Source organism: Methanosarcina sp. 1.H.T.1A.1 (assembly GCF_000979295.1).
Classification (GTDB): Archaea; Halobacteriota; Methanosarcinia; order Methanosarcinales; family Methanosarcinaceae; genus Methanosarcina.
On the sequence record NZ_JJQY01000141.1, the window covers coordinates 16,297 to 36,526 of the forward strand.

Genomic DNA, 20,230 nt, shown 5'->3' on the forward strand with positions numbered 1-20,230 from the left:
TTTAAGATCAGCTCAATGCAAATTTCTAATATGTATACTACATTTCTATTATCATGAAACCCTCACAGATTATTGGAATTATCATCTGCCTATCCCTGATACTCAGTACAGCCGGATGCACAGATTCAACAGACACTCCTTCAGAAACAGCACCTACAGAAGAAACACAGGTAGCTGAACAACCCACAGAACCTTCCACAACGGTTCCGCCAACTGAAGAGTCGGAAACGACAAGTTCTACCGAATCAGGTATTTATGTAACCGATCTAAACCTTCAGGAAGAGTGGATACAGATATCAAACATCGGGTCTTCTCCTGTTTCCTTGGCTGGTTGGAAAATTGAGGATGAAGGCAGTAAACATACCTATACGTTTCCTTCTTACACCTTGAATGCAGGATCAACTGTAACTGTATATACTGGAAAAGGTACAGACTCAGAGATTGAACTTTATTGGCAATTGGATGATCCTATATTGAATTATGATGACACTGTATACCTCTATGATGATAGTGGAAAACTGGTCTCAAAAAGAGCTTCAAGGTTAGTCTTGACAGAGTAGAAGAAGGTACTGCAGTGCTGCTTGTAAGGGATGAAGAATCAGTTAAAATCGGCATCCCTCTCTTTTTACTGCCTTCTGGAAGCAAGGAAGGTGATATCCTGGATATTACCATTGACAGGGATGTTCAAGAGACAGAAGCTGCGAAGGAAAGGGTATCGAGTTTGCTTGAGAAGCTTAAGAGTAAGAATCGAAGAACGAGATAAGGCACTTCCATAATCTCCCGGTTGCAACTATGATACAGCATTGTGGAAACTTGACATTAAAATGGATGATCTCAATGACGAAAATATTATTTCAGAGACGCCTGTCAAAAACTAAATTCACAAGAGTTAGATCTTTAACTGGATATAGTAAGGAGTTGCAAAAGCCATTTAAGGAATGATTGATATAGTATCAAGGATTTTTGTTGCCAAGACTGATTATTTGGGGAAACGGAACTATAGAGCAATTCTCAAACTGAAAATTTGAAGTTATATTTTTATCATTCCTAAAAAGGCATAGCAACAGGAGTAAACATGCCTTATATCACGTTAGTTAATGAATATATTCCAGATGGGGTACTGCAAACAGTAGATGAATATGACCCTTATGATTGGGTCTATATACTTTTTAAAGCTTACCATGGTTCCATAGATAATTACTATAAAGAACGTGGGACAACGTATGATGATGACCTTAAAATGCGCGGCTTTATGACGATGTTATTTAGCGGTATAGACGCTCTGGATAAGTATCCAATACTCAATATTGACCCTGCAGTAGAAGTTTTGATTGAAGACACAAATCCAGATGTCAATAACATTAAGGTTCCTTTTCCAAAATTGTTCATAAATAAGAGATTTAAGGCTCATAAAGGCTATATCATGGGTATAGTCGTTGAGGACATGAACCAAGTTTCCTATCAAACTTTTTTGCAGGCGGGATTAAGCCCTAAAGAAGCAAAAAAGATGGTTGATAAAGTAAGAAATCATCCTGACGTTAACGGTGAAATACCTGCAATGAGTTTCCTGTATGTTTACTATTCTACAGAGAAAATTCAGATAATAATGTCAGATTTAGACGAAATATTTGATCCGAATTCTGACATAGATAAAGAAGTTTTTACTGTAATGAAAAAGGCTATGATCTATGCCGCAAACGTTTCCAACCTGATAACAACTAATGTTGATTTAGATAATTTAGTGAATCCTGATAGAGATATCAGGTTAATCCCACAATATAAACCTACAGAAGATGTAAAGGCCTTAACTGAGCGAGATAAAAGATTTTCTGTTATCAGGCTTTTTGGAAATTTAAGGCGATATACTCAGGAATATGCCAAAGAGAAACGGAAACATGCAGCAAAAGATCAGGATGCTGTAATAGTTAGAGGTCACTGGCGGCATTTACGAAGTCCACGATTCAGGAATAAGAGAGGACAGTCAATTTGGATCCCTCCCTTTATAAGAGGCATGGATAAAGAGCTCTACAGTCGCATTATTCATGTAAAGAAATGATCATATAGTAAACTATACGTTTGATAATGAACTGTTTATTCCATCGGAATAACCTCTAACTGAAGAACCACCTGCTGAAGTGTTAGCAGATGTAGCCTATCAGAACGCCAGAAAGAGTTCGGTATTGAGCATGACACAGCTGCTCAACGTGCAGCAATTGCGAGAATGACCATTGAGACTGATCATTCCAAGTGTTGCAACACTAAAAATGAAACAATTAATTATAAAAGTTATCTCATGCCATCATTTCTCCATTCATTTCTGACATTCTCAACGTCCATGAAGCATTGTCCTTTATGGAATCCTATACGGAGATCCCAGGCATGACCATTCTCGCAGTACATTGGGATGAAAATTGCTGAACCTCTACCCTGCCAGGCTTCATGATTGTCATGACCGCCTTTAACTTCAGGAGGAAGCATATGAGTTTCTTCACAGGAGCATTGAGGGCATATTATAAGTTGACCATATTCAGGAGCATAAGTATTATTCTTTTTAAAATACGTTGTTTCTGCCATAGCCAACTGTTAAACAGAATAGTATAAATTGTTTCCCTTCAATAAAAGAAGCGTGGATGTTGTGCAAAAGCACCTCCAGGATACACTTCCCTGAAGATGGTCTAACTTGCGAAAGCATGGTCTGCAGGGAAGGTCTTTATTAATAGCATTGTAAGTAAGCTGTTATGTCGCAAAAAGGTATTTCCACGCTTGCAGCACATGTTTCAGATCAGCTCTTTTCTATGCACTAAGTTTTACAAATAGAAGCTCATGGAGTTTCTAGGCAATTGGTATAAACAAATATTAGATTCTACTGCTGTAGGAAAACGGTTTGAAACTGTTAGCTAGGTAATTATTTCATTGAACTTGCTTGGGCTAGAGATATGAACTAAAAAGTTTCTCAAGTTTAGATGGGGGCTTGCAGATAAGGACAAAGTGATAGATGCTCAAAAATATATCAACAACAAAAGTTCTAGCGTTATTGTCAATTTCCTCCGAAAAACGAGGTGATGGTGACATTAATGAAAGATGGTTTCAATTCAAAAGAATAATGCAAGTCATACCTGATCCATTCAAAAACCTTTCTTCTCCAAACTTTTATGCACATCTAAAAACAAAAAACAACTCTAGTGTCGCGTCAGCAGTAAAATATCGTATATAATCGATTACAACTATTCAGAACCATTTAATCCTTGAGGATTGACGCGACACTAGGCTTAAAAATAATACTGAGGCAAGTCTTTCTTACAAAAATATCAGGGACGTTCCTGTCCAGATTCCTTTACCATTTAAAGTGGAGTTTAAAAGTTTCTTTTCTTATAAGGATTATATTAAGGAATATAAACCAATGGCAACTTCTTTTGCTAGGCTTCGTTACAGGAGAGTTGCAACCATCAAGGATCTGGATGAAGGCAAGAATTATTGGGCGAATTCCATAATCCAATCTAAAACAGAATCAGGGAAAAACATTGACAAATTGTATAAGAGCTTGTCCCATAACTCAAAATTGATTTTTTGAATCTCGTATTCTGAATATCAATCGAGTTTCTGAGAATGGAAAAAAGTTCTGAAACCCTACTGATTTGAGAGTAAAATTGGTTTTGGGACAAGCTCCTGCTTTCTGAAATTGAATAATTAACTTCTACTGGGATAAAGGTTACATACGAACTTCTCCAGCAGAAATCAGAACTTTTAAGGCCTTATTTTAAGAATACTTTTGATAAATTGAGAGCATGTGGTTATATTTATGTAAAACCGGATAAAACAAAGGAACAATTGAATATTAATGTGTACTCCTTATATGAAGCTGATCAGTCGCAATTAGATCTCCCTTTTGCTTCATTTTTTTGATTAATTCTTCTGCGGTTTTTCTGTCAATGCCTTCCTCTTCAACCATTTTATAAACTTCATCTAAAGAAGCTTTGTTTATCCCTGAGTTATCAGATACTTTCTTTATACAATCTTTCATAGTTCGTATTCTATTTCTTATACTCATTGAAGTTGGTTCAGAAGAAGGGACCGGAGCTTCTTTTAGTACATTTTCAACTTTATCTATATAAAGAACATATTCAAGTTTACCTTTACCAGCATCAATAGTTGAAAGTTTACCAGTGAAATAATAAGTCTCACCTTCTAAAGCAAGCCCTACAGTACTTCTCATTAAAAAACTTTTAATTGATTTTAAGATACATTCTCTGGCAGGGGCAGTAATTTCTTCAAGGATAATAATATTTTGAACATCTATAATTGTACTTTCTTTCAGTATCAGTTTAAATGGGCCCTTTTTTCCACAGGTTTCTTCTTCACAGCCGGTATACGGTTCTTCTAATTTGAAACCGTCCTGTTCTACATAACTAATATGCCCACATCTTAAACATTGGTACGCTGCACGAGTATAAACTGGATATTGAGTGCCGATGTTTAATGCTCTCCCTTTTATTTTAACCTGCTCGCCGATGTGTTCTGATCTAATATCTTTTATCTGTAGTTCGAGGCTTTCCATTTAAACACCTACATTTTAGTAATTAGAATATCATGCTACATTTTTACATCAATAAAGGTTTCTAAGTTATGAAACCTATCCTTAAACTCAAGTATGCCCGCATTCTCCTTACATTGAAATACAGATTGCACTTCTACCACGGTTCATATCAAGTTGCATAATTATCGCTGCCTGTAAATTTCGGGATTGCCAATACGTGCATAGTTATGTGCCATAAAGGACAGTTTATATTGAATTCAAGGAAACTGTTTTATCAAATTCAACTGTAAATTTAAATATTTTTCAGACATTTTGTTCATTGTTTTTAATGAAAAATTTTAATTATTTAGGTCGCGGTTTTACATATTTTTCAATAGATTTAGAGCCTATCCGAAAAGTCAATAATGGCATGTTGTAGAAGTTACGATAAGTCATAACAGAGAGCTTATCTTTTATCACAGTTGAAGGTAAGATATCCGTTGAAGGAAAGCTACGCATACCCAAAGAACTGGTAATTCCTTTTATTGTAGGAATTATCGGGCAGATTTTACAGAATATCTTTTCAAGTTAAACAGCACTTTGCTGTTTCTTCTTTTTAGCTAGTAGACTGCTCTTATAGAGTTAAGTCAGATTGCCTGGAGTATATCAGACATTCCAATCTTTGTAACTACCTACTTATGCTACTGTTTTTTGTTTAAATATATATCACTCATTTTCTAAAGGTACTTTGCATTACATGAAGCAGAATGCCAAGTCAGATAAACCGTTTACTCTTAACGCTCATGTTCTAGAAAGGGTAAATAAATGGGGTAACAGACCGATAATACTAGATATATAGTCCGTATGATACTGGTTTTTAACTTTATCTACAAAAAAATAACTATTAAGGATAGTTATATGTTAGGATGTGCTTGCTGCCGAATGTAGGATATTATACACTCTTAAATTTCTGTTTATTTCATAGTATCGATTTAATAATTTTTTGCAACGGAACCTTAAAGAGGTATGGTAGGTGAAGAGAACTTATGGCTAATTCCCCATTAAGAGACCGGATGTATGGGTTTGAAATGTCAGGCGGTGAATACCAACTTATCTTCGAAAAAGAGAACATGGGTTACGTTAGGTTCATGGATAAGACGAAAGGGATTTTTTACCTTGATCCGTCTCCGTTTTTGAATACTCCGTATGACGAAGTATATTTTATTAAGGCAGGACCAGTGCCACCGAAAGGTCAGTTAATCTCTGCAACTGTCAGCGAGTCCGAAAAGAAATATACCCAAATAAATAACGGAGTTAAGGCAGTAACCATCAAATACGTAGTTGGCTGGACATTTGAAGACCCAAATAAACTCATTGGTAACCGACTAGTTAACGTGGACGAATTTCTTGGAACAATGACCGAACCGTTACGGAGCACAGGGTACGACATCACAGATACTGGCTTGGTTTTAGGTATGTGTGCAGTAGCGTCTCCAAAGATGAACGAATTCGAGCCTGGGGGTCTGAACAGCGGGGTATTCTGCGGAAAAGGCAAGGAAAAAGGATGGACGGCATTTAAGAAGGTACTGACCGTTGTCCCGACTGAATTCCGACGCCCGGCATCGTCACATTATTATAAATTGCTTGAAACTGCAGAACGTATAAGACCTATAAACAGCATCGAGGTAAGTCTCGCGTACCGAGAAACGTATGGTGTCCAGATTCACCTGCCAATACCGTTTGACGTAGAGCTTAAACCTTTTAAATCCTATGACGAAAATGCAAAGTATTTCAAGCCGATGGCAAGGTCGTTTTTAATCGACGCACTGATGTTTCAGCCTGTGATACCAGAAAAGTACTTGAAAAGGCTTGAAGGTATTCTAAACACGGTATCTGATGATATGGAGAGACCTGGGAATACTGCTTTCGATCGTAGTTTTGCATCTGCTCTCCCAAAGTTAGCTGCCTCGATTGCTAGACTTTACCGTAAAACGTTCGTGTCTGCTGATCAGATGAAGGAAAGTATGGAATTGTGGTCAGGGGTCGTAGCAAGGTCGAAACGGTATACAGAGATGGAAAGAAGTGTAAGTGAAGCATATGCCCTTAAACCTGATGAAGGGCGCATGTTATCCGAGATTAAACACATGAAAGACACTGGTATCCCACTGACAATAAGTAACCTAAGACTGCATACTACCGTCCCTGAATGGCGGTTTGATGAAACCCTTGCTAATCTGGTAGCAGCATCTCATGTGTATTTCCCTGGTGGCGACAAGATCGGACTAATAGGGGGCTAAGAAACGAAGGTAGAATGCCATTGACTTTATTTATGGGTAGTTTGTATCCCCACATAGACCCTTTTTCAGAAAATATTCCATGGTTAAAGTTTTTTCACGGCTTCTACAAGCTTATATAACGGTGCACTTTTGGAATACTCCACCGCCATCTTAAACAGATCCAAATAATTGTAATCAATTCCGGGTTTTGCACCACATTGCAGTAAAGCATCTTCAATATCACAAGCGACCATTGTTAGATAGTCAGTTGTATATTCTGTAGCCAATGTCTCAAATTCTGGGATTAGTCTTCTCTTTGCTTCTACCATTTTATTTCCTCATGTATCAAATATTTTGTCTTTTGATAAGTCTTCTGCTGAGGAAAAACATTTATTATCTTCATATTTCTTTTTATTGGATAGGATTTTCCAAATCCGTGCTAAAGATCGAACCTGAAACCCGAATTTTAAAGTATTTCCCCAATTGTCAATATTAAGTTTCAGTAAGCAATTCCCTTCATAATCCGTAGCAATAACTCTATTCAGGTTTATTATTCTCGGATGAACTAACATCCGGTTAATATCATTAATGGTATATCCTTCTGGCTCATGGCGACAGTCTGGGGATTCAACATATCGAAAATACCTCGAAACCTCTTCTGAGACGTTATCTTTATCTAGCCCCCTTTTTTTTAATTCAATAGCAGTGAAAAAAGCCCTTGTATATATTGGCTTTAGCTCATAGACGGTTTGATTACTCGGATCCCAATTTTGAATAAATTCCACATCGGTATCGAATGTATCAAATGAACTTAATCTAATACAAATCCCTCATTTTTTTTAGGTAATATAATGATCAGGATGTATTAGTAAATTTTTTTATATTTTTAAAAAAAATATTTGTAAAAACGGCATCATCAACTCTAACTAAAAATGCCTTCGTTTCGATACTAAAATTCAAAAATATAGTAGGTTTTCTTAAGACTGATGTATTTTTGCCTAAAATTAAAAAGTATGGGTAATCATCACTCTCAGGATCAATCCCCATCGCGTCATAGCTTCTTCTGTTAATGCTTTATATAATCCCATTTAAGGGAATTTACTGGCATACATATACTCCTAAATTTCTACTTATTTCAGTGAATCCCTCTAGTAACTTTCTGCAACGGAACCAAAATTCGTGTGATTTTTTACTGAATTTTGCATCTTCTAAAATCATACTAAAAAATATAGAAGCCAAATTCATCGATTTTTTGCACGAATTTGGGTCAATTATAAACTTTTGAAACGGAACCGAAATTCGTGTAATTTTTTACTGAATTTTGCCTCTTCTAAAATCATACTAAAAAATATAGAAGCCAAATTCATCGATTTTTTGCAACGGGACCGAAATTCGTGTAATTTTTTACTGAATTTTGCCTCCTCTAAAATCTTACTAAAAAATATAGAAGCCAAATTCATCGATTTTTTGCACGAATTTTGGGTCAATTCAAACAGTTTATATAAGATAAGTACCTATTTTACCCTTAACTTTCTGTCATCCAATAGAAAGTTAGATAATTCAGTTTAAGGAGAATATTATGAAAACTATTGGCCATAAAATAAAACTCCCCCCATTAGATAGTGAAAGAGCTAAAGAAGCCAAGGTTTTAGCTTTTATGAACAATAAGGGAGGGTGCGGCAAAACCAGCACCAGTATAGCAGAAGGAGTGTATTTGGCACGGTCCGGAAAGAATGTGTTGTTTATTGACTGTGATTCCCAATGTAACCTCTCGCAAAGGATGGGAATCTCAGATGATTTGTTTCAGGACCGCCGCCTTACAGAGTGCTTTAACCTCATGGAAAATGAAGATTTCCTTGAACAGCAAATGCACTTACCTATATCTATTCATTTCAAGTATTTATACAAATTGCAAGGTTTTGATGGGAAGCATGGAACTATTGCACTTCTGCCAGGTAGCCAGTTTGCAGAAGATGTTGCTGCTTTGACTATAAAAAAATTATCGGGTTCCTTAACCCTTGCTTATGAGCAAAGGCAAATTGGAAAGCGTTTCAAGGCTGCCATCCGGAAGTTCTTAGAATATTTCGATTATGTTATCTTAGATACGGCTCCGGCTCTTGAAGGAAGTCTTTTGTGTCAGCTTGCATTGCAGGCATCCGATGAGATCATATGTCCTGTTGACGGACTCGAAGCAGCTTTGGGGTTGCAACATGTAATCGACTGGCTGAATATGCAATCAAGCCCCTCTTACGGAATCCTCGAAAAACCTAATTTGACACTAGCACTTACAAAGTACCATGAGGACGATATCGAGGAATTAATATCGATGACGGAAGGGCACCCTATCAAAAACGCTGTGTTTAGTGCTTTGAAGGACGTCCTTGGCCAGTACGTATGCGATAACGGTATCCGCGAAGACAAGAGCAAGAAAAATAAGGTCTATCAGGTATATGGAAGAATTAACGATTATGAGGACCTTTGTGGTGAAATTGCTCGTAAAATCAGTCAACCGAGGCCAAACTTTTTTGAAAATTGGAATATCAATTCTGCAAATAGACTGCGAGCTAAGTTAAGGATAATTGAAGCAGTTACCTTAAAGAAGAAAACCCCTGTGTTCAAGGACATCATGTATCAGGGAAAAAAAGGAAAGAAAATATTGGAGCTAGACAATGTTGACGTGGGAACCAGACACTGAGAGGGCATTAGAATCGACATTTTATGATTCGATTCCCTTTATACTTTTTGCCCCCTGTGAGTTCAGAGAAGAACTAATCATGAGGTTGAAGGGACTGTATTCGAATTGTAATCCGAGAACAACTGATAAGTTCATTGAAGAACAAAAACGTATCAATGAAATGTTAACAGATTATAACTTCGGTGAGCTGATTAATGTCCACATTGCTCATTTGCAGTCAAAAATGAAACCTGTCAACCAGAGTCTTGCGGAACATTCCCTGAGATTGAAAGAACTAGAAAATCAGGTTAAGTCTTTAAGGATATATAAAAAACGTTCTCCAAAAATTAAATCTACAAATTTTGAAAATGCCATCAGTAATATTGATAGCCAGACTCCTCTTGAAGACATCAAGGCCATAGGTGATGTGCTCAAATCAACGGATGAAAAAATCACAGATCAAACATCCCCCGTAGCAAACCCTACTGAAAATAAAGAGATTAAGATTTCTAAAAAAGGTCTTGCTAGTTTACAAAGAACTAATTTATGGGATATGCTTTTACTTTTGCGATCAAAAGATAATTGTGTATCTTTAATAGAACTTGTAGATACGTATGGCGTCCCAAAACAAAAAATTTATGAGATGATTCATAGATTAACTCAAATTTTCAAGAATAATCTAAGAAAAACTAACGACGAACATGGTATCAGGGCTTACCAATGGGTTGAAACTGAAGAATCAAAAGAGTTTTTTAATAAATTAGGGATTGCTTAAATCCCTTTTTATGATTTTATTTTTATGATTTTCTTAATTTTTCCATTTTTAGATTAAAAACTAAAAGTTCTGTACTGTTGAAAAATGACCTTTCTTTTTTCAGTAAAAAGGATCTCAGAATTACCTATAACAATTCTTTTTGCAGGTTCAAACATCGACTAATCAGAAAGCAGTTGAATTGCTTTAAAATAAATCTCATTTCCCTTAGTTTTCATAACAACATTTTAACTTATTTGGATGTTTTTTGTGGCAATTCCCCAGGTATCCTGCATGACATCACAAAGAAATTCAAGAGAAAGAACAACCTTTGAGATTTTTGTCTCTCTCTGTATAATTTCAGAATTCTAAGCGACTTATTCTAATAATGATAAACAGTTCACTGCCGTATAAATAGGGCTTGTGGTGGCTTAAAATGGCTTGAGATTATCAGTCTGTGGCTTTCCTGCAGACATGCCCTTTGTGAAAAAGAAGCTACCATATTAGAACCAAACTTCTTCAAGAAATCTAACTATTTTTAAAGAACCAGATTAATTATTGGATATTATTAAAACTGTCACCCTTGTTCTTTCCTCCAGCTATAGATTATAGATAAATTTCTTGCCCCTTCAGTTAAAACTCGATAATTCCAATCGTGCCATCACATCTGTAATATATGTACCCGCTTGTACTCAGTTTCTTTAACGCTTTTTCAACTTCCCACTCAGGGATCTTCGTATGTTTCTTGATGTTTTCGATTGTGAGAATCACGCCTGTCTCATTGAGTTCCTTAAGCTCTCCAAGTACTCGAACCTCATAAGGAGTCTGTCTGTACAGTTCATCAATATCGACTGTCGCTGTTACGACAAACTTTGTCTGGGTCATTAAATCTGCCCATAAAAACTTACCCTCATTCAAGTTCTCAAGGGTCACATTTGTTTGAGTATCAAGGCGAGCAAAAGCAGTAGTTAACTTCGGTATAACAGAACCAATATCTTGTTGGTATGGCAATGCATCTGCGTGAATGATCTCTTCCATAACGAAATACATTGCTTCGTCTATCCGTCTCTGAAGCTTGTCTGAGATCTGAGGTTGGAAAAGCAATGCATCGAGCATGAATCCTCTCGCCAGCGGCAATGAATCTATTAATTCATCTTTGTACGAGAGGTAGCTTCTGAATTCCACATCGAATGGCATCGGGATATGGATGGGCACTTCCTTGATGTTGAAATATGCCAGGTTAACTTCCGTACTGTTCACAGGACAGGGCTGCTCAGGCGTTTCCAGCGATTTATAAAAATTCGGATAAGTTGAGTTCCTGAACTCTTTCGGCACAACATTGGCAACCCGCTTGAATATATTCCAGTCACTCCGTCCTATGTCCTTTCCCATCACGATGGTGTTAATGCCACCAGGCTCAAAATCAAACAACTGTGGGGATGATACACAGTACAATCCCATAGCAAAGGCGATATGTTCCCAGAAATATTTCTCTTCCTTGCTGCTTTTCTTCGCAAATGGAATTGCCATGTAGTCCAAAAACTCTTCTTTGTTCAACAGCCGATTGCTTCGGATTTTGTTTGGGTCCACAAACTGCCAGCCGGACATGTACTTAATCAAGGTCGAGTGAACTTCATTCTTTTCAACTTCATCGAACCTCTCAGTTTCACTGACAGTCGCTTCTATGAGCTGTCCTTTAGGTGGCAGGTCGCATGTTCTCCTGTCCCTTATAACGTAGATTTCATTGCGTGGATCGTTCAAAAATGGAGACGGGTCAAGACAGAAGATTCCATTCTTCTTGTCAGTGTACCTGACGTAACCCATGTTGTCTTTCTCAAAAATCAGCTGATACTCGCTTCCAGACAATTCATATCCGTACATCCGATTTTTCAGCGGTACATTTGCCATGACTTCTCGCCTAACTAAAGAGTGCACCTGACCCAGGAGAGTAAAAAGAGTTTCCGGATTGCGGTCTGTTTGAGTTGATTTATTGTGCCTTCATGCCCTCGATGTCAGGACTTCCTTCCTGCAGATAAGTTAACAGACTTTACTTGTAATAATCTGAAATCACTTTATATAAAAATCTTTTTAAATTTGGTTAAATTGTAGGGCTTGAATCTGACTTCTCAGATCTTCAAGGCAGGTTCAGAGAGGCTTTAGAAATCCTGGAAGTGAACAAAAGGAAAATAGTGTATGTATACCACGTAAGAAGCAAAAAGAATGACTTAAGTAATCCAGTTGGTTTATTAATCTCTTACCGAATCGGAGAAACTAAACCATGGCAAAATTGATCCCAATTATATTGTTAATATTGTTTGCAATGTCTTGTATTGGATGTACTGAGAAAATCCAGACTGATGTAGATAACAGCGAAGGAAATCAAACACTTGCACCCACATCAGTTCAACCAGTGATAAAAGAACATACTTTAGACGATGATATCAAAGTAACAGTCTTGAAAACAACCTTTCTAAACAAACTCAAAACTGCAGACCCGGGATGTTTTTTTGTAATCGCAACTATTGAAATGAACAACACTGGGAACACTACTTATAACATAAATCCTAATATGTGGGCGTTGGAATGGGATGGAATGATGTACAGTCCAGATATACCAGCTACCTACGCTGATGGAATAAATCATCCTCAGACAATAGCGGACAATGAATTATTAGTGAGTCCTGGTGGGCATAAAATATTCCAAATCGTTTATCAATTGCAGAGCGCCTTATCCACGGAGCCAAATCCTGAATACAGCATAGTTTATTTGGGGGAATAATCCCCTTTTTTTTGTCTGTTTTAATTCACTGCTTTCCTAGTACTGCGATTCCGAAGTAGGTTCATAAAACTTGACTTTTGAATAGATCCGAAGATCATGTATTTTTTCAGGAAATAAGGAATTGATTTTGGAATCGAAGAACTAGATCAAGATTTCAATATGGACCGCTTGCTCATGCATGTTCTCGTTTAGCTTTTCGATCTGATAATCCTTTGCGTATCGAGCGAAATCACCAGGGCCACGGTATTCAAAAAAAGATTTGATAAGATTTTGACGGGGGTACTAAGAATTGTTCGATCAAATGACCGCACTGAGTACGTACGGTCAAGCCAAAAAGAAAGCATGGGAAACACACTTCTTACCAATTAATATCATGAAATCTTTTTACAATCTCATCTAACCGTGTCAATCTCTATAACTTATTGTGAGAAGATATCCATTCTCTTTTCCAACTTGCCCTTCAGATGGGTTAACTTTCTATCATTATCCTTCCAAAAACACTATTTTTCCACTCGAATGGTTAGCCAGATCGTACGTACTAAATATGGCAAAGTACGGAAAACCGTACCTTCCGAGTACTGTGGTTTCAAAAACCGTTGTCATCCTCCTCCAAAATCAAAAAGGAAGTTCCTTTTCCCTTCCTCTTCTTTCCTTTCCTAACCTTGTCCGGATACAGTTCGACTACTTTCTCCATTATTGTTTGAATCATGGCTCTGCTGCTGGACCTTTTCACAAATATACGACATTCTTCAGAAACCGATTCCGAGCTGAGAAATAGATAGATTTCTGACGAGGTGAGCATCTTCCCAGCTAGGTTCGGCTTTGTGTTCTGCAACTCCTTCATAACCAGATTTGCCCTGAATACTGTTTTATTGCCGCTCAGAAGGGAGTTTTCACTCCTTGGCACGTTTCCTTCAAGAACAATTTTTTCGAGCTCTGAGAGGCGCTCAGGAAGTGGAATGAAGGGTTTTCGTTTATGCTGGGGATTCATCAGCCTTTCGGCATCGTCCATCTCTTCCCAGTCCAGATCTATATCCACAAAATGAGTCTTTGCGCTTACCCCGAGGTATTCTTCCAGCAGGTCCAGCCGTTCGAGGAGGTTGTGCTCTTTTGCAATTACCCGAGTGATGATGCTTTCAATTTCCATCCTTACGGTGGGATGGTTCAGCAGGCTCTGCAGTTTTTGGACTTCAGGGTCAGTTTCTCCGAGCAGGCTTACGCACGTCTCGACCATCACTCCAGAATCATTGGAATAGGCCACAGTACTCACCCCTGCAAAAGGTAAATATTGCATCAAAGCAATTGTTCTGCTGTAGAGTGAATTTCGGACCACGGGTTGGCGCTTTGTGCATCTGGAATTCATTCCACATCTCTTTCACCTCTTCGGGTGCTTTTCTGAAGTTTCGTTTTTTCAGGTTGCAATTTTAAGTTCAAAATCATCCTCCTTTATTCGTGTGTTACATTTGGTGTATTAATCATACACATGTTTCCCTTTTATTTGAGTGTTACGATTGGTTCTCTTTTAATGGATGTGTTTATTTATTGTGAAAACGTAATACATCTCAATGAAAGAGCGTTTCAGTGTATCAATGGATAAACAACTCACAGAATGGCTGGACAAGCTTGTAGATGAAAAGATATTTTCCAGCCGTAGCCACGCACTCGAGTTTTGCGTAAAGCAAATTTCAAAAATTGGGATTAAAAATGTCGTGTTAATGCACTGGGGTGAAGGAGAGGCAGAGCCTGTGTTCATGCAGGACTCGGATATAAAGGTAATAGATTCTTTTGCAAAGGCTAAAAACATATCAAGGGACGAGGCTGCCCAGGTTTTAGTTCGTCAGGGCATCAAGGATAATTCCTGAAGCCTGAGATTGTTTTGGATTACTTTGAAGGAGGTCCTGGCATCAGGCGTATGTTACGGCAACTACGGAAGCTACTTTTGACGGTATATCTGTCCTTTTAGTTTGTTTCAGCAGTCTTTTCTCATGATTCCCCGCAATCCATCTAGCTTAGGTCCCTTTTCATAGAAATGTACCCGCATGAAAACTTATTGAGCTCAAATGTTGGCATACAGTACATCATATCTCAATAATTTAAAATGAAATTTATTATATAGTTTTGTTTTTATATTGAATATCCCCACGAGAAATCGTGGAATATAGAAAATAAAAAGTGACGTGAGATGTTCCCCTCGTGTCTGTAAGGACATGGGTGAAAGAGGAACAAAGAGTAAAAATCAGGTTTTGAGTAGTTGGGACTTCCTTAAAGAAGGTCTGAACGAAAGAACTTGATTAAATTAACTAAAAAAGGTGAATTAAATTGAAAAACGGAATAAAAAACTCTCACGGAACTAGGGAATACTTTAAAGAGCGTACTGTTTGCGGAACTACATTCTCCAAGGTTTATGTGGACGAAATGCAGAACATGATTATCTCATGTATTCTGGATATCTCGTTTACAGGAGGTTGCAATGTCAACCTGTAATCCTGAGTCGGTAGTTATTTTCAAGAAAATGTACGCGGAGAGAAAGAGTATAGTTGAGTATATGATAGAATTTGGAAGTACTTATGATAAGGCACTAGCAACGGTAATTAAAGAGGTTGCAACGGAAGTGCCTTGTTAAGGGGGATTCCCCCCTGTACTTTTCTCTCTTTAATAACAAAATCATTTCTGTGTTCACAAAAGCCGGTGTTCAATTACTTTTTTCACTTTACGTCTGTTTTATGCATAAAAAGTAAAAAATTAGTCCGGAAGTGGATATTTACTTCTTGTTTAATTCTTCTGTTTTTTTTGTTATCCTTTCAAGAATACTGGGATCCTTTGCAACCACTGCTAGTGCTTCAATATTAATTAATCCCATGGATTCTTTCATTATTTCAAATTCGGCTCTGAGTTCCTTCAATTCCGATCTTTCTACAACGTGCCGTGCCGTTTCCGCCTGTAAAATCGCATTTTCATTTTTGATTTTCAAATACTCAGGGGATTCGGAAATATCTAGTTCCTTGGAGATTGTCAAAAACGGAATATACTTTTTATAAATCTCCTTCAATTTCTCAGGTGAAGCCCTGAAATAAGCTGCCCTTGTGTCATCTAGTGTGTGCCCCATGCTATATTCAACGAAGAATGAGTCTGCTCCCGCATTCAACAACGCAGAATTAAAGTATTTCCGAATATTATGTGACCGAATAAATCCCCAATCACCGCACGGAGTTGATTTCCTCGCTTTCTCTGCAAGTCTCCTATAGACCTTGGTCAAGGCTCTAGTGTCTAATTTTCTTAGTTTGTCGTCTTTAGTATCAAGGAATTCAGTAGGAATTTGTCTACAAATAAAAAGATGATCATTATCTGTGTAAACCTTTTGTTTATCGAGCCTGGACTTTTTTCTCGTTTGGTTTGTGTCGACCGTTCGGCTTCTGTAATCCAGGTAGTCCCAGATTGCTTGTGATGCTTCAGGGCTCAGGAATGTGATAAAATCAAACTCAACTTTTTCACGCCTCAAAGACAGTGTAGTGATGCCTGTCACAGGATCAAAACCCTTTTTGAATTCACCAACTTTCAGATTGCAAATTTCATTAGATGCCAGCCCACTTGAAGCCCCTGTTAGCACAATTCCCTTTTCTAATGGGTCAGCGACTTTTAGGACTTCCTGTAAATCTTCTTTGTTTGGGATTTCCTTATTTTTTTCTAATGTCTTTGCCTTCCCTGTCCTAGGCAGTTTGGGTATTTCAACATCAAAGGTTTCAAAAAAAGATTTCACCCCTACTATCCTGCCCTTAACCGTATACGGTGCTTTTCCTGAGCCTTGTAAATGCTTCCTAAAGCCTATTAAATCCCTTTTGATCTGTCTTTGTCTCATCAATCGCCCAGATCTTATGTCTTCCTCCGCTTCTGTAAGCAAGGTTTCGGGATCTTTTCCTGTGAATTCTGTAAAGTCCTGCATCCCCTGCAAGTATGCTTTTTCAGTGTTTGGCTTGGAGTTCATCGTCTCAAGCCATTCAATGATAGTAGTGTCCTGCCTCAATTCTGTAACTTTCATATTTTTTATAGACTCCGTTATGATATATTGCTCTTTTGTTGAATATACCGATTAGCATCTTGCTCAACCCCTTAATTACCCTGAAGTTAGATAAACTGCCTTACTTTTCCCCGGGGAAAGGTTTGATTTTTATGAGTAAAGTGTTTATTATATACTGTAAGGAATATATTATTTGTAATTCAAGGTATATTGTCACTATTTTTAGGTAGAAATGGGCAAATATAGGGTTATCTGGGGGGTAGAAGTAATGAGGGGTACAGGAAACTTGAAATTTATCGGATTACTGGTGGTTTTAGTGGTCATGCTCGCAGCCTCTGGTTGCGTTGAGGAGCCGGAGTCAGGCAATGAATCGGGTACTGAAGCAGTTATAGAGTCAGCTACATACTGGCCCACTGATGGCTGGAGAACTTCAACACCTGAGCAGCAGGGGTTGGACTCGGAAAAACTGGCTGAGGCACTGGATTACATCCAGGAAAAGGACATTAACATCCACAGCCTGTTGATTATACGTAATGGATACGTCGTGACTGATGTCTACTTTTATCCTTTTGCTAATGGTTCAGTACACGATGTCGCTTCCGTTACCAAAAGTTTTACAGGAACCCTGATAGGTATCGCAATTTCCGAAGGGTACATTTCAGGTGTCGATCAGCCAGTCCTGGAGTTTTTCCCGAATCGTACTGTTGCGAATGTTGATGCAAATAAAAAGGCAATGACTCTGGAAGACCTCCTTACCATGAGATCGGGTTTTGAATGCGTTAATGAGCCTTACGAAGTTACTCTAGAGCAGATGGGAGATAGTCCTGACTGGATCCAGTTTACGCTTGACATGCCAATGGCAGAAGAACCGGGAACCCGCTTCGTCTACTGCAGCCCCAATTCCCACCTTCTCTCAGGGATCATCAGCGAGACCACCGGCATGAACGAGCTGGAGTATGCCAATAAAAGTCTCTTTGAGCCCCTTGGGATCTCCAATGTCATCTGGCCTTCTGATCCACAGGGGAATAACCACGGATGGGGAGATCTGCATTTGACCCCTCATGATATGGCCAAATTCGGGTACCTCTATCTTAATAACGGGACATGGGATGGAAAACAGATAGTTCCGGCAGAATGGGTGGCAAAGTCTACACAAACACAGGCTATTTCTGAGGACGGTAAGGCTGATGGATATGGTTACCAGTGGTGGATTCCAATCGATGATCTTCCTGCACGTTATGAGGCAAGAGGGCGTGGGACTCAACTAATAACTGTCGTACCTGAAAAAAATCTCATAGTAGTAACCACTGGTGGCGGTTTTGATATGGATGAGATTGCTCCTTTCCTTGTTGCAGCTCTGAAATCAGATCAGCCTCTCCCTGAAAATCCCGTCGCCTATGAAAGGCTTCAGGAAAAAATATATGCCGTTGCCGAGCCTCCAGAACCTGAACCTGTTAAGCCTCTGCCCGAGATGGCGAAAAAAATCGAAGGCAAAACATATGTTCTCGATTCCAATCCTCTGGACCTTCAGACTCTTGCTTTAACTTTTGATGAGGAAAAGGGGGAGGCTTTACTCAGAGTGGGACTGCCGGAAAATCAGACGTTAGAGTTTCTTCTGGGGCTGGATAACGTCTCTAGATTCTCTCCCGGAGACTATGGTCTCCCTGCGGCAGGGAAAGGATCGTGGGAGTCAGACAATGTTTTTGTTGCTTACGTCGATGAGGTCGCAAATGTAAATCACTATAAGGTAACTCATACTTTTCAGGATGATCAGCTGACCATACTGTTACAGGATCCGACATGGTATGGAGATGTAGAATTTGGTGGGAGGCTTGAGGAAGGAGAAAATTAAATTTCTTCCTCTATTTTTTTATATTTCTCTTTTTTACTTCCGTATCGTGAAAGTTATAGTTTTCAGGAGATTCTTTGCCGCCCCGATCAGTGTCATCACAAGGACAAATGTCAGGCCTAATTTGATGGCCAGTAGTGTACCTGAATTTAAGGCGGGATTGAAAGGAAAAACCGTTAGAACAGCATATAACAGGGCAGCTGAAGCAATACTGAGTGCTGTTTCCATGGCCAGGGGTATCCATTTGATCTTAATTACAAGATAGAGCAGGTTCGCGATAATTGTCAAAATGATGAGCAGGTTCAGGTATGGAAGAATTCCCGCAAATTCCTGTGAAAACAACGGCACGATCTCCGGGGGCTGGTCTCCTGTGATGTTTACAACCACACGCACACTCGTCCAGAATAAATTTATCACAGCTAAAAATATGAGGTTCATGCCCGTGATGATCGCAACCCTGAGGGGTGATGAGAGTTGTTGGAGGCTGGAGTTAATTTCCCTGAGTTTCCCCTCATACCTGACCTTCAGCCTGGACTCATAAAGATATATTACAAGAAAAATGAGTGCCAGCACACTGATAGCCATTATCATTGCAGGAAAAACCGTAACAAAAACATTCCCCATCAGAAGGCCGACTTCCGGCACCAATATAAGCAGGATAACGGTTGCCATTGCAAGTGCGAACACCAACGCTGCCAGCACTTTTATAGCTTCTGTTAAACTTCCCGACCATTTTTTATTTTCAGCAGCAAGAACTTCAATCTTCCTGGGGCCATTCGATCTTTGCTCGTCTCTCAAGTCATCCCTCTGTTCAGTATACAATGTATCGGTTACTTCATAAGGATGTTTACTCTCAAAAGAACTATGAAGATTCGGCTTTAGTTTAGAATTTCATTTAATCAATGTCAGGATAAAAGAATGGAATTAAAGAAGATTCCGAAAAACCCCTGATTTTTATTGATCGATTACCTGCCATTTACATGGCTGGATCTATGGGTTTTCGAAATCTTCAATTCTATTTTCATTAAGCTTTATTGAGACAGGTTTAGTCCCGGTCTCTTATCCTAAAGATGCACCTTTACAGTTAGAGTGAAGTAGCAGGTAAGATACAGGATCCGTCTCTAAGGCGGTCTCTGTCACCGTTGCAGTTAGAAGACCTGCTGGATAATGTGCATGATCCGTCTCTAAGGCGGTCACAGTCACCATTGGAGTTAGAAGATCTGCTGGATAATGTGCATGATCCATCTCTAAGGCGGTCACAGTCACCATTGGAGTTAGAAGACCTGCTGGATAATGTGCATGATCCATCTCTAAGGCGGTCCTGGTCCTGGTCACCAAGGGATTTCTCATTGTGGAAGTCTTTTGTTATTGGA

19 protein-coding genes are annotated in these 20,230 nt (G+C 38.6%); 10 read left to right on the forward strand and 9 right to left on the reverse strand.

What is annotated here, in order from left to right; all coding sequences use genetic code 11:
• The first annotated feature begins 53 nt into the window (after positions 1–53).
• The 3 genes from EO95_RS13995 (at position 54) to EO95_RS14005 (ending at position 2,056) form a co-directional block, all read left to right on the forward strand.
• Positions 54–560 (forward strand): lamin tail domain-containing protein, encoded by a 507-nt coding sequence (locus EO95_RS13995; protein ID WP_048135596.1) that lies wholly within the window; start codon positions 54–56, stop codon positions 558–560.
• Between the two features lie 14 nt (positions 561–574).
• Positions 575–763, forward strand: coding sequence for a DUF3006 domain-containing protein (locus EO95_RS14000; protein ID WP_048135598.1), 189 nt, complete (start codon positions 575–577; stop codon positions 761–763).
• Between the two features lie 312 nt (positions 764–1,075).
• A complete protein-coding gene (locus EO95_RS14005; protein ID WP_048135601.1) occupies positions 1,076–2,056 on the forward strand; it encodes a hypothetical protein in 981 nt (326 codons plus the stop codon).
• 230 nt (positions 2,057–2,286) lie between these two features.
• Here EO95_RS14005 and EO95_RS14010 read toward each other — a convergent pair whose 3' ends face one another.
• Complete coding sequence (locus EO95_RS14010; protein WP_048135603.1) at positions 2,287–2,574, reverse strand: hypothetical protein; 288 nt, start codon at positions 2,572–2,574, stop codon at positions 2,287–2,289.
• A gap of 1,261 nt (positions 2,575–3,835) precedes the next feature.
• A complete protein-coding gene (locus EO95_RS14020; RefSeq protein ID WP_048135607.1) occupies positions 3,836–4,555 on the reverse strand; it encodes a hypothetical protein in 720 nt (239 codons plus the stop codon).
• 1,004 nt (positions 4,556–5,559) lie between these two features.
• Between EO95_RS14020 and EO95_RS14025 the strand changes: the two genes are divergently transcribed.
• Positions 5,560–6,810: a hypothetical protein gene (locus EO95_RS14025; RefSeq protein WP_048135609.1), complete on the forward strand. Its 1,251-nt coding sequence runs from the start codon at positions 5,560–5,562 to the stop codon at positions 6,808–6,810.
• An 83-nt stretch (positions 6,811–6,893) separates the two neighbouring features.
• Here EO95_RS14025 and EO95_RS14030 read toward each other — a convergent pair whose 3' ends face one another.
• Both EO95_RS14030 and EO95_RS14035 read right to left on the reverse strand, forming a co-directional pair.
• Positions 6,894–7,118, reverse strand: coding sequence for a hypothetical protein (locus EO95_RS14030; RefSeq protein ID WP_048135611.1), 225 nt, complete (start codon positions 7,116–7,118; stop codon positions 6,894–6,896).
• Between the two features lie 9 nt (positions 7,119–7,127).
• Entirely contained in the window at positions 7,128–7,574 is a 447-nt protein-coding gene (locus EO95_RS14035) for a hypothetical protein (RefSeq protein ID WP_048135613.1), read from the reverse strand.
• A gap of 794 nt (positions 7,575–8,368) precedes the next feature.
• On the opposite strand from EO95_RS14035, the gene EO95_RS14045 reads away from it, so the two are divergent.
• On the forward strand, positions 8,369–9,484 hold the full coding sequence (locus EO95_RS14045; RefSeq protein ID WP_048135618.1) for a ParA family protein: 1,116 nt from the start codon (positions 8,369–8,371) through the stop codon (positions 9,482–9,484).
• Positions 9,459–10,238: a hypothetical protein gene (locus tag EO95_RS14050; protein WP_048135621.1), complete on the forward strand. Its 780-nt coding sequence runs from the start codon at positions 9,459–9,461 to the stop codon at positions 10,236–10,238. The genes EO95_RS14045 and EO95_RS14050 overlap by 26 nt, the downstream gene beginning before the upstream one ends.
• A 609-nt stretch (positions 10,239–10,847) precedes the next feature.
• Here the strand turns inward: EO95_RS14050 and EO95_RS14055 are convergent.
• Complete coding sequence (locus EO95_RS14055; RefSeq protein WP_156164071.1) at positions 10,848–11,975, reverse strand: hypothetical protein; 1,128 nt, start codon at positions 11,973–11,975, stop codon at positions 10,848–10,850.
• Positions 11,976–12,492: 517 nt separating this feature from the next.
• Between EO95_RS14055 and EO95_RS14060 the strand changes: the two genes are divergently transcribed.
• Positions 12,493–12,993 (forward strand): DUF4352 domain-containing protein, encoded by a 501-nt coding sequence (locus EO95_RS14060; protein WP_048135625.1) that lies wholly within the window; start codon positions 12,493–12,495, stop codon positions 12,991–12,993.
• Positions 12,994–13,579: 586 nt separating this feature from the next.
• On the opposite strand, the gene EO95_RS14065 is transcribed toward EO95_RS14060, so the two are convergent.
• A complete protein-coding gene (locus EO95_RS14065; RefSeq protein WP_156164072.1) occupies positions 13,580–14,356 on the reverse strand; it encodes a hypothetical protein in 777 nt (258 codons plus the stop codon).
• A 202-nt stretch (positions 14,357–14,558) separates the two neighbouring features.
• On the opposite strand from EO95_RS14065, the gene EO95_RS14070 reads away from it, so the two are divergent.
• On the forward strand, positions 14,559–14,855 hold the full coding sequence (locus EO95_RS14070) for a ribbon-helix-helix domain-containing protein (RefSeq protein WP_048135631.1): 297 nt from the start codon (positions 14,559–14,561) through the stop codon (positions 14,853–14,855).
• A 457-nt stretch (positions 14,856–15,312) separates the two neighbouring features.
• On the forward strand, positions 15,313–15,477 hold the full coding sequence (locus tag EO95_RS17725; RefSeq protein WP_156164073.1) for a hypothetical protein: 165 nt from the start codon (positions 15,313–15,315) through the stop codon (positions 15,475–15,477).
• 277 nt (positions 15,478–15,754) lie between these two features.
• Here EO95_RS17725 and EO95_RS14075 read toward each other — a convergent pair whose 3' ends face one another.
• Positions 15,755–17,029 carry a tyrosine-type recombinase/integrase gene (locus EO95_RS14075; protein ID WP_048135633.1) on the reverse strand — a complete coding sequence of 425 codons (1,275 nt, stop codon included), beginning with the start codon at positions 17,027–17,029 and terminating at the stop codon, positions 15,755–15,757.
• 247 nt (positions 17,030–17,276) lie between these two features.
• Between EO95_RS14075 and EO95_RS14080 the strand changes: the two genes are divergently transcribed.
• Positions 17,277–18,860: a serine hydrolase gene (locus EO95_RS14080; RefSeq protein ID WP_048135635.1), complete on the forward strand. Its 1,584-nt coding sequence runs from the start codon at positions 17,277–17,279 to the stop codon at positions 18,858–18,860.
• A gap of 33 nt (positions 18,861–18,893) precedes the next feature.
• Here EO95_RS14080 and EO95_RS14085 read toward each other — a convergent pair whose 3' ends face one another.
• Both EO95_RS14085 and EO95_RS17905 read right to left on the reverse strand, forming a co-directional pair.
• Positions 18,894–19,655 (reverse strand): hypothetical protein, encoded by a 762-nt coding sequence (locus EO95_RS14085; protein WP_048135638.1) that lies wholly within the window; start codon positions 19,653–19,655, stop codon positions 18,894–18,896.
• Positions 19,656–19,941: 286 nt separating this feature from the next.
• Positions 19,942–20,230 (reverse strand): hypothetical protein (locus EO95_RS17905; protein WP_162197363.1); only part of this gene is annotated, 289 nt, incomplete at its 5' end.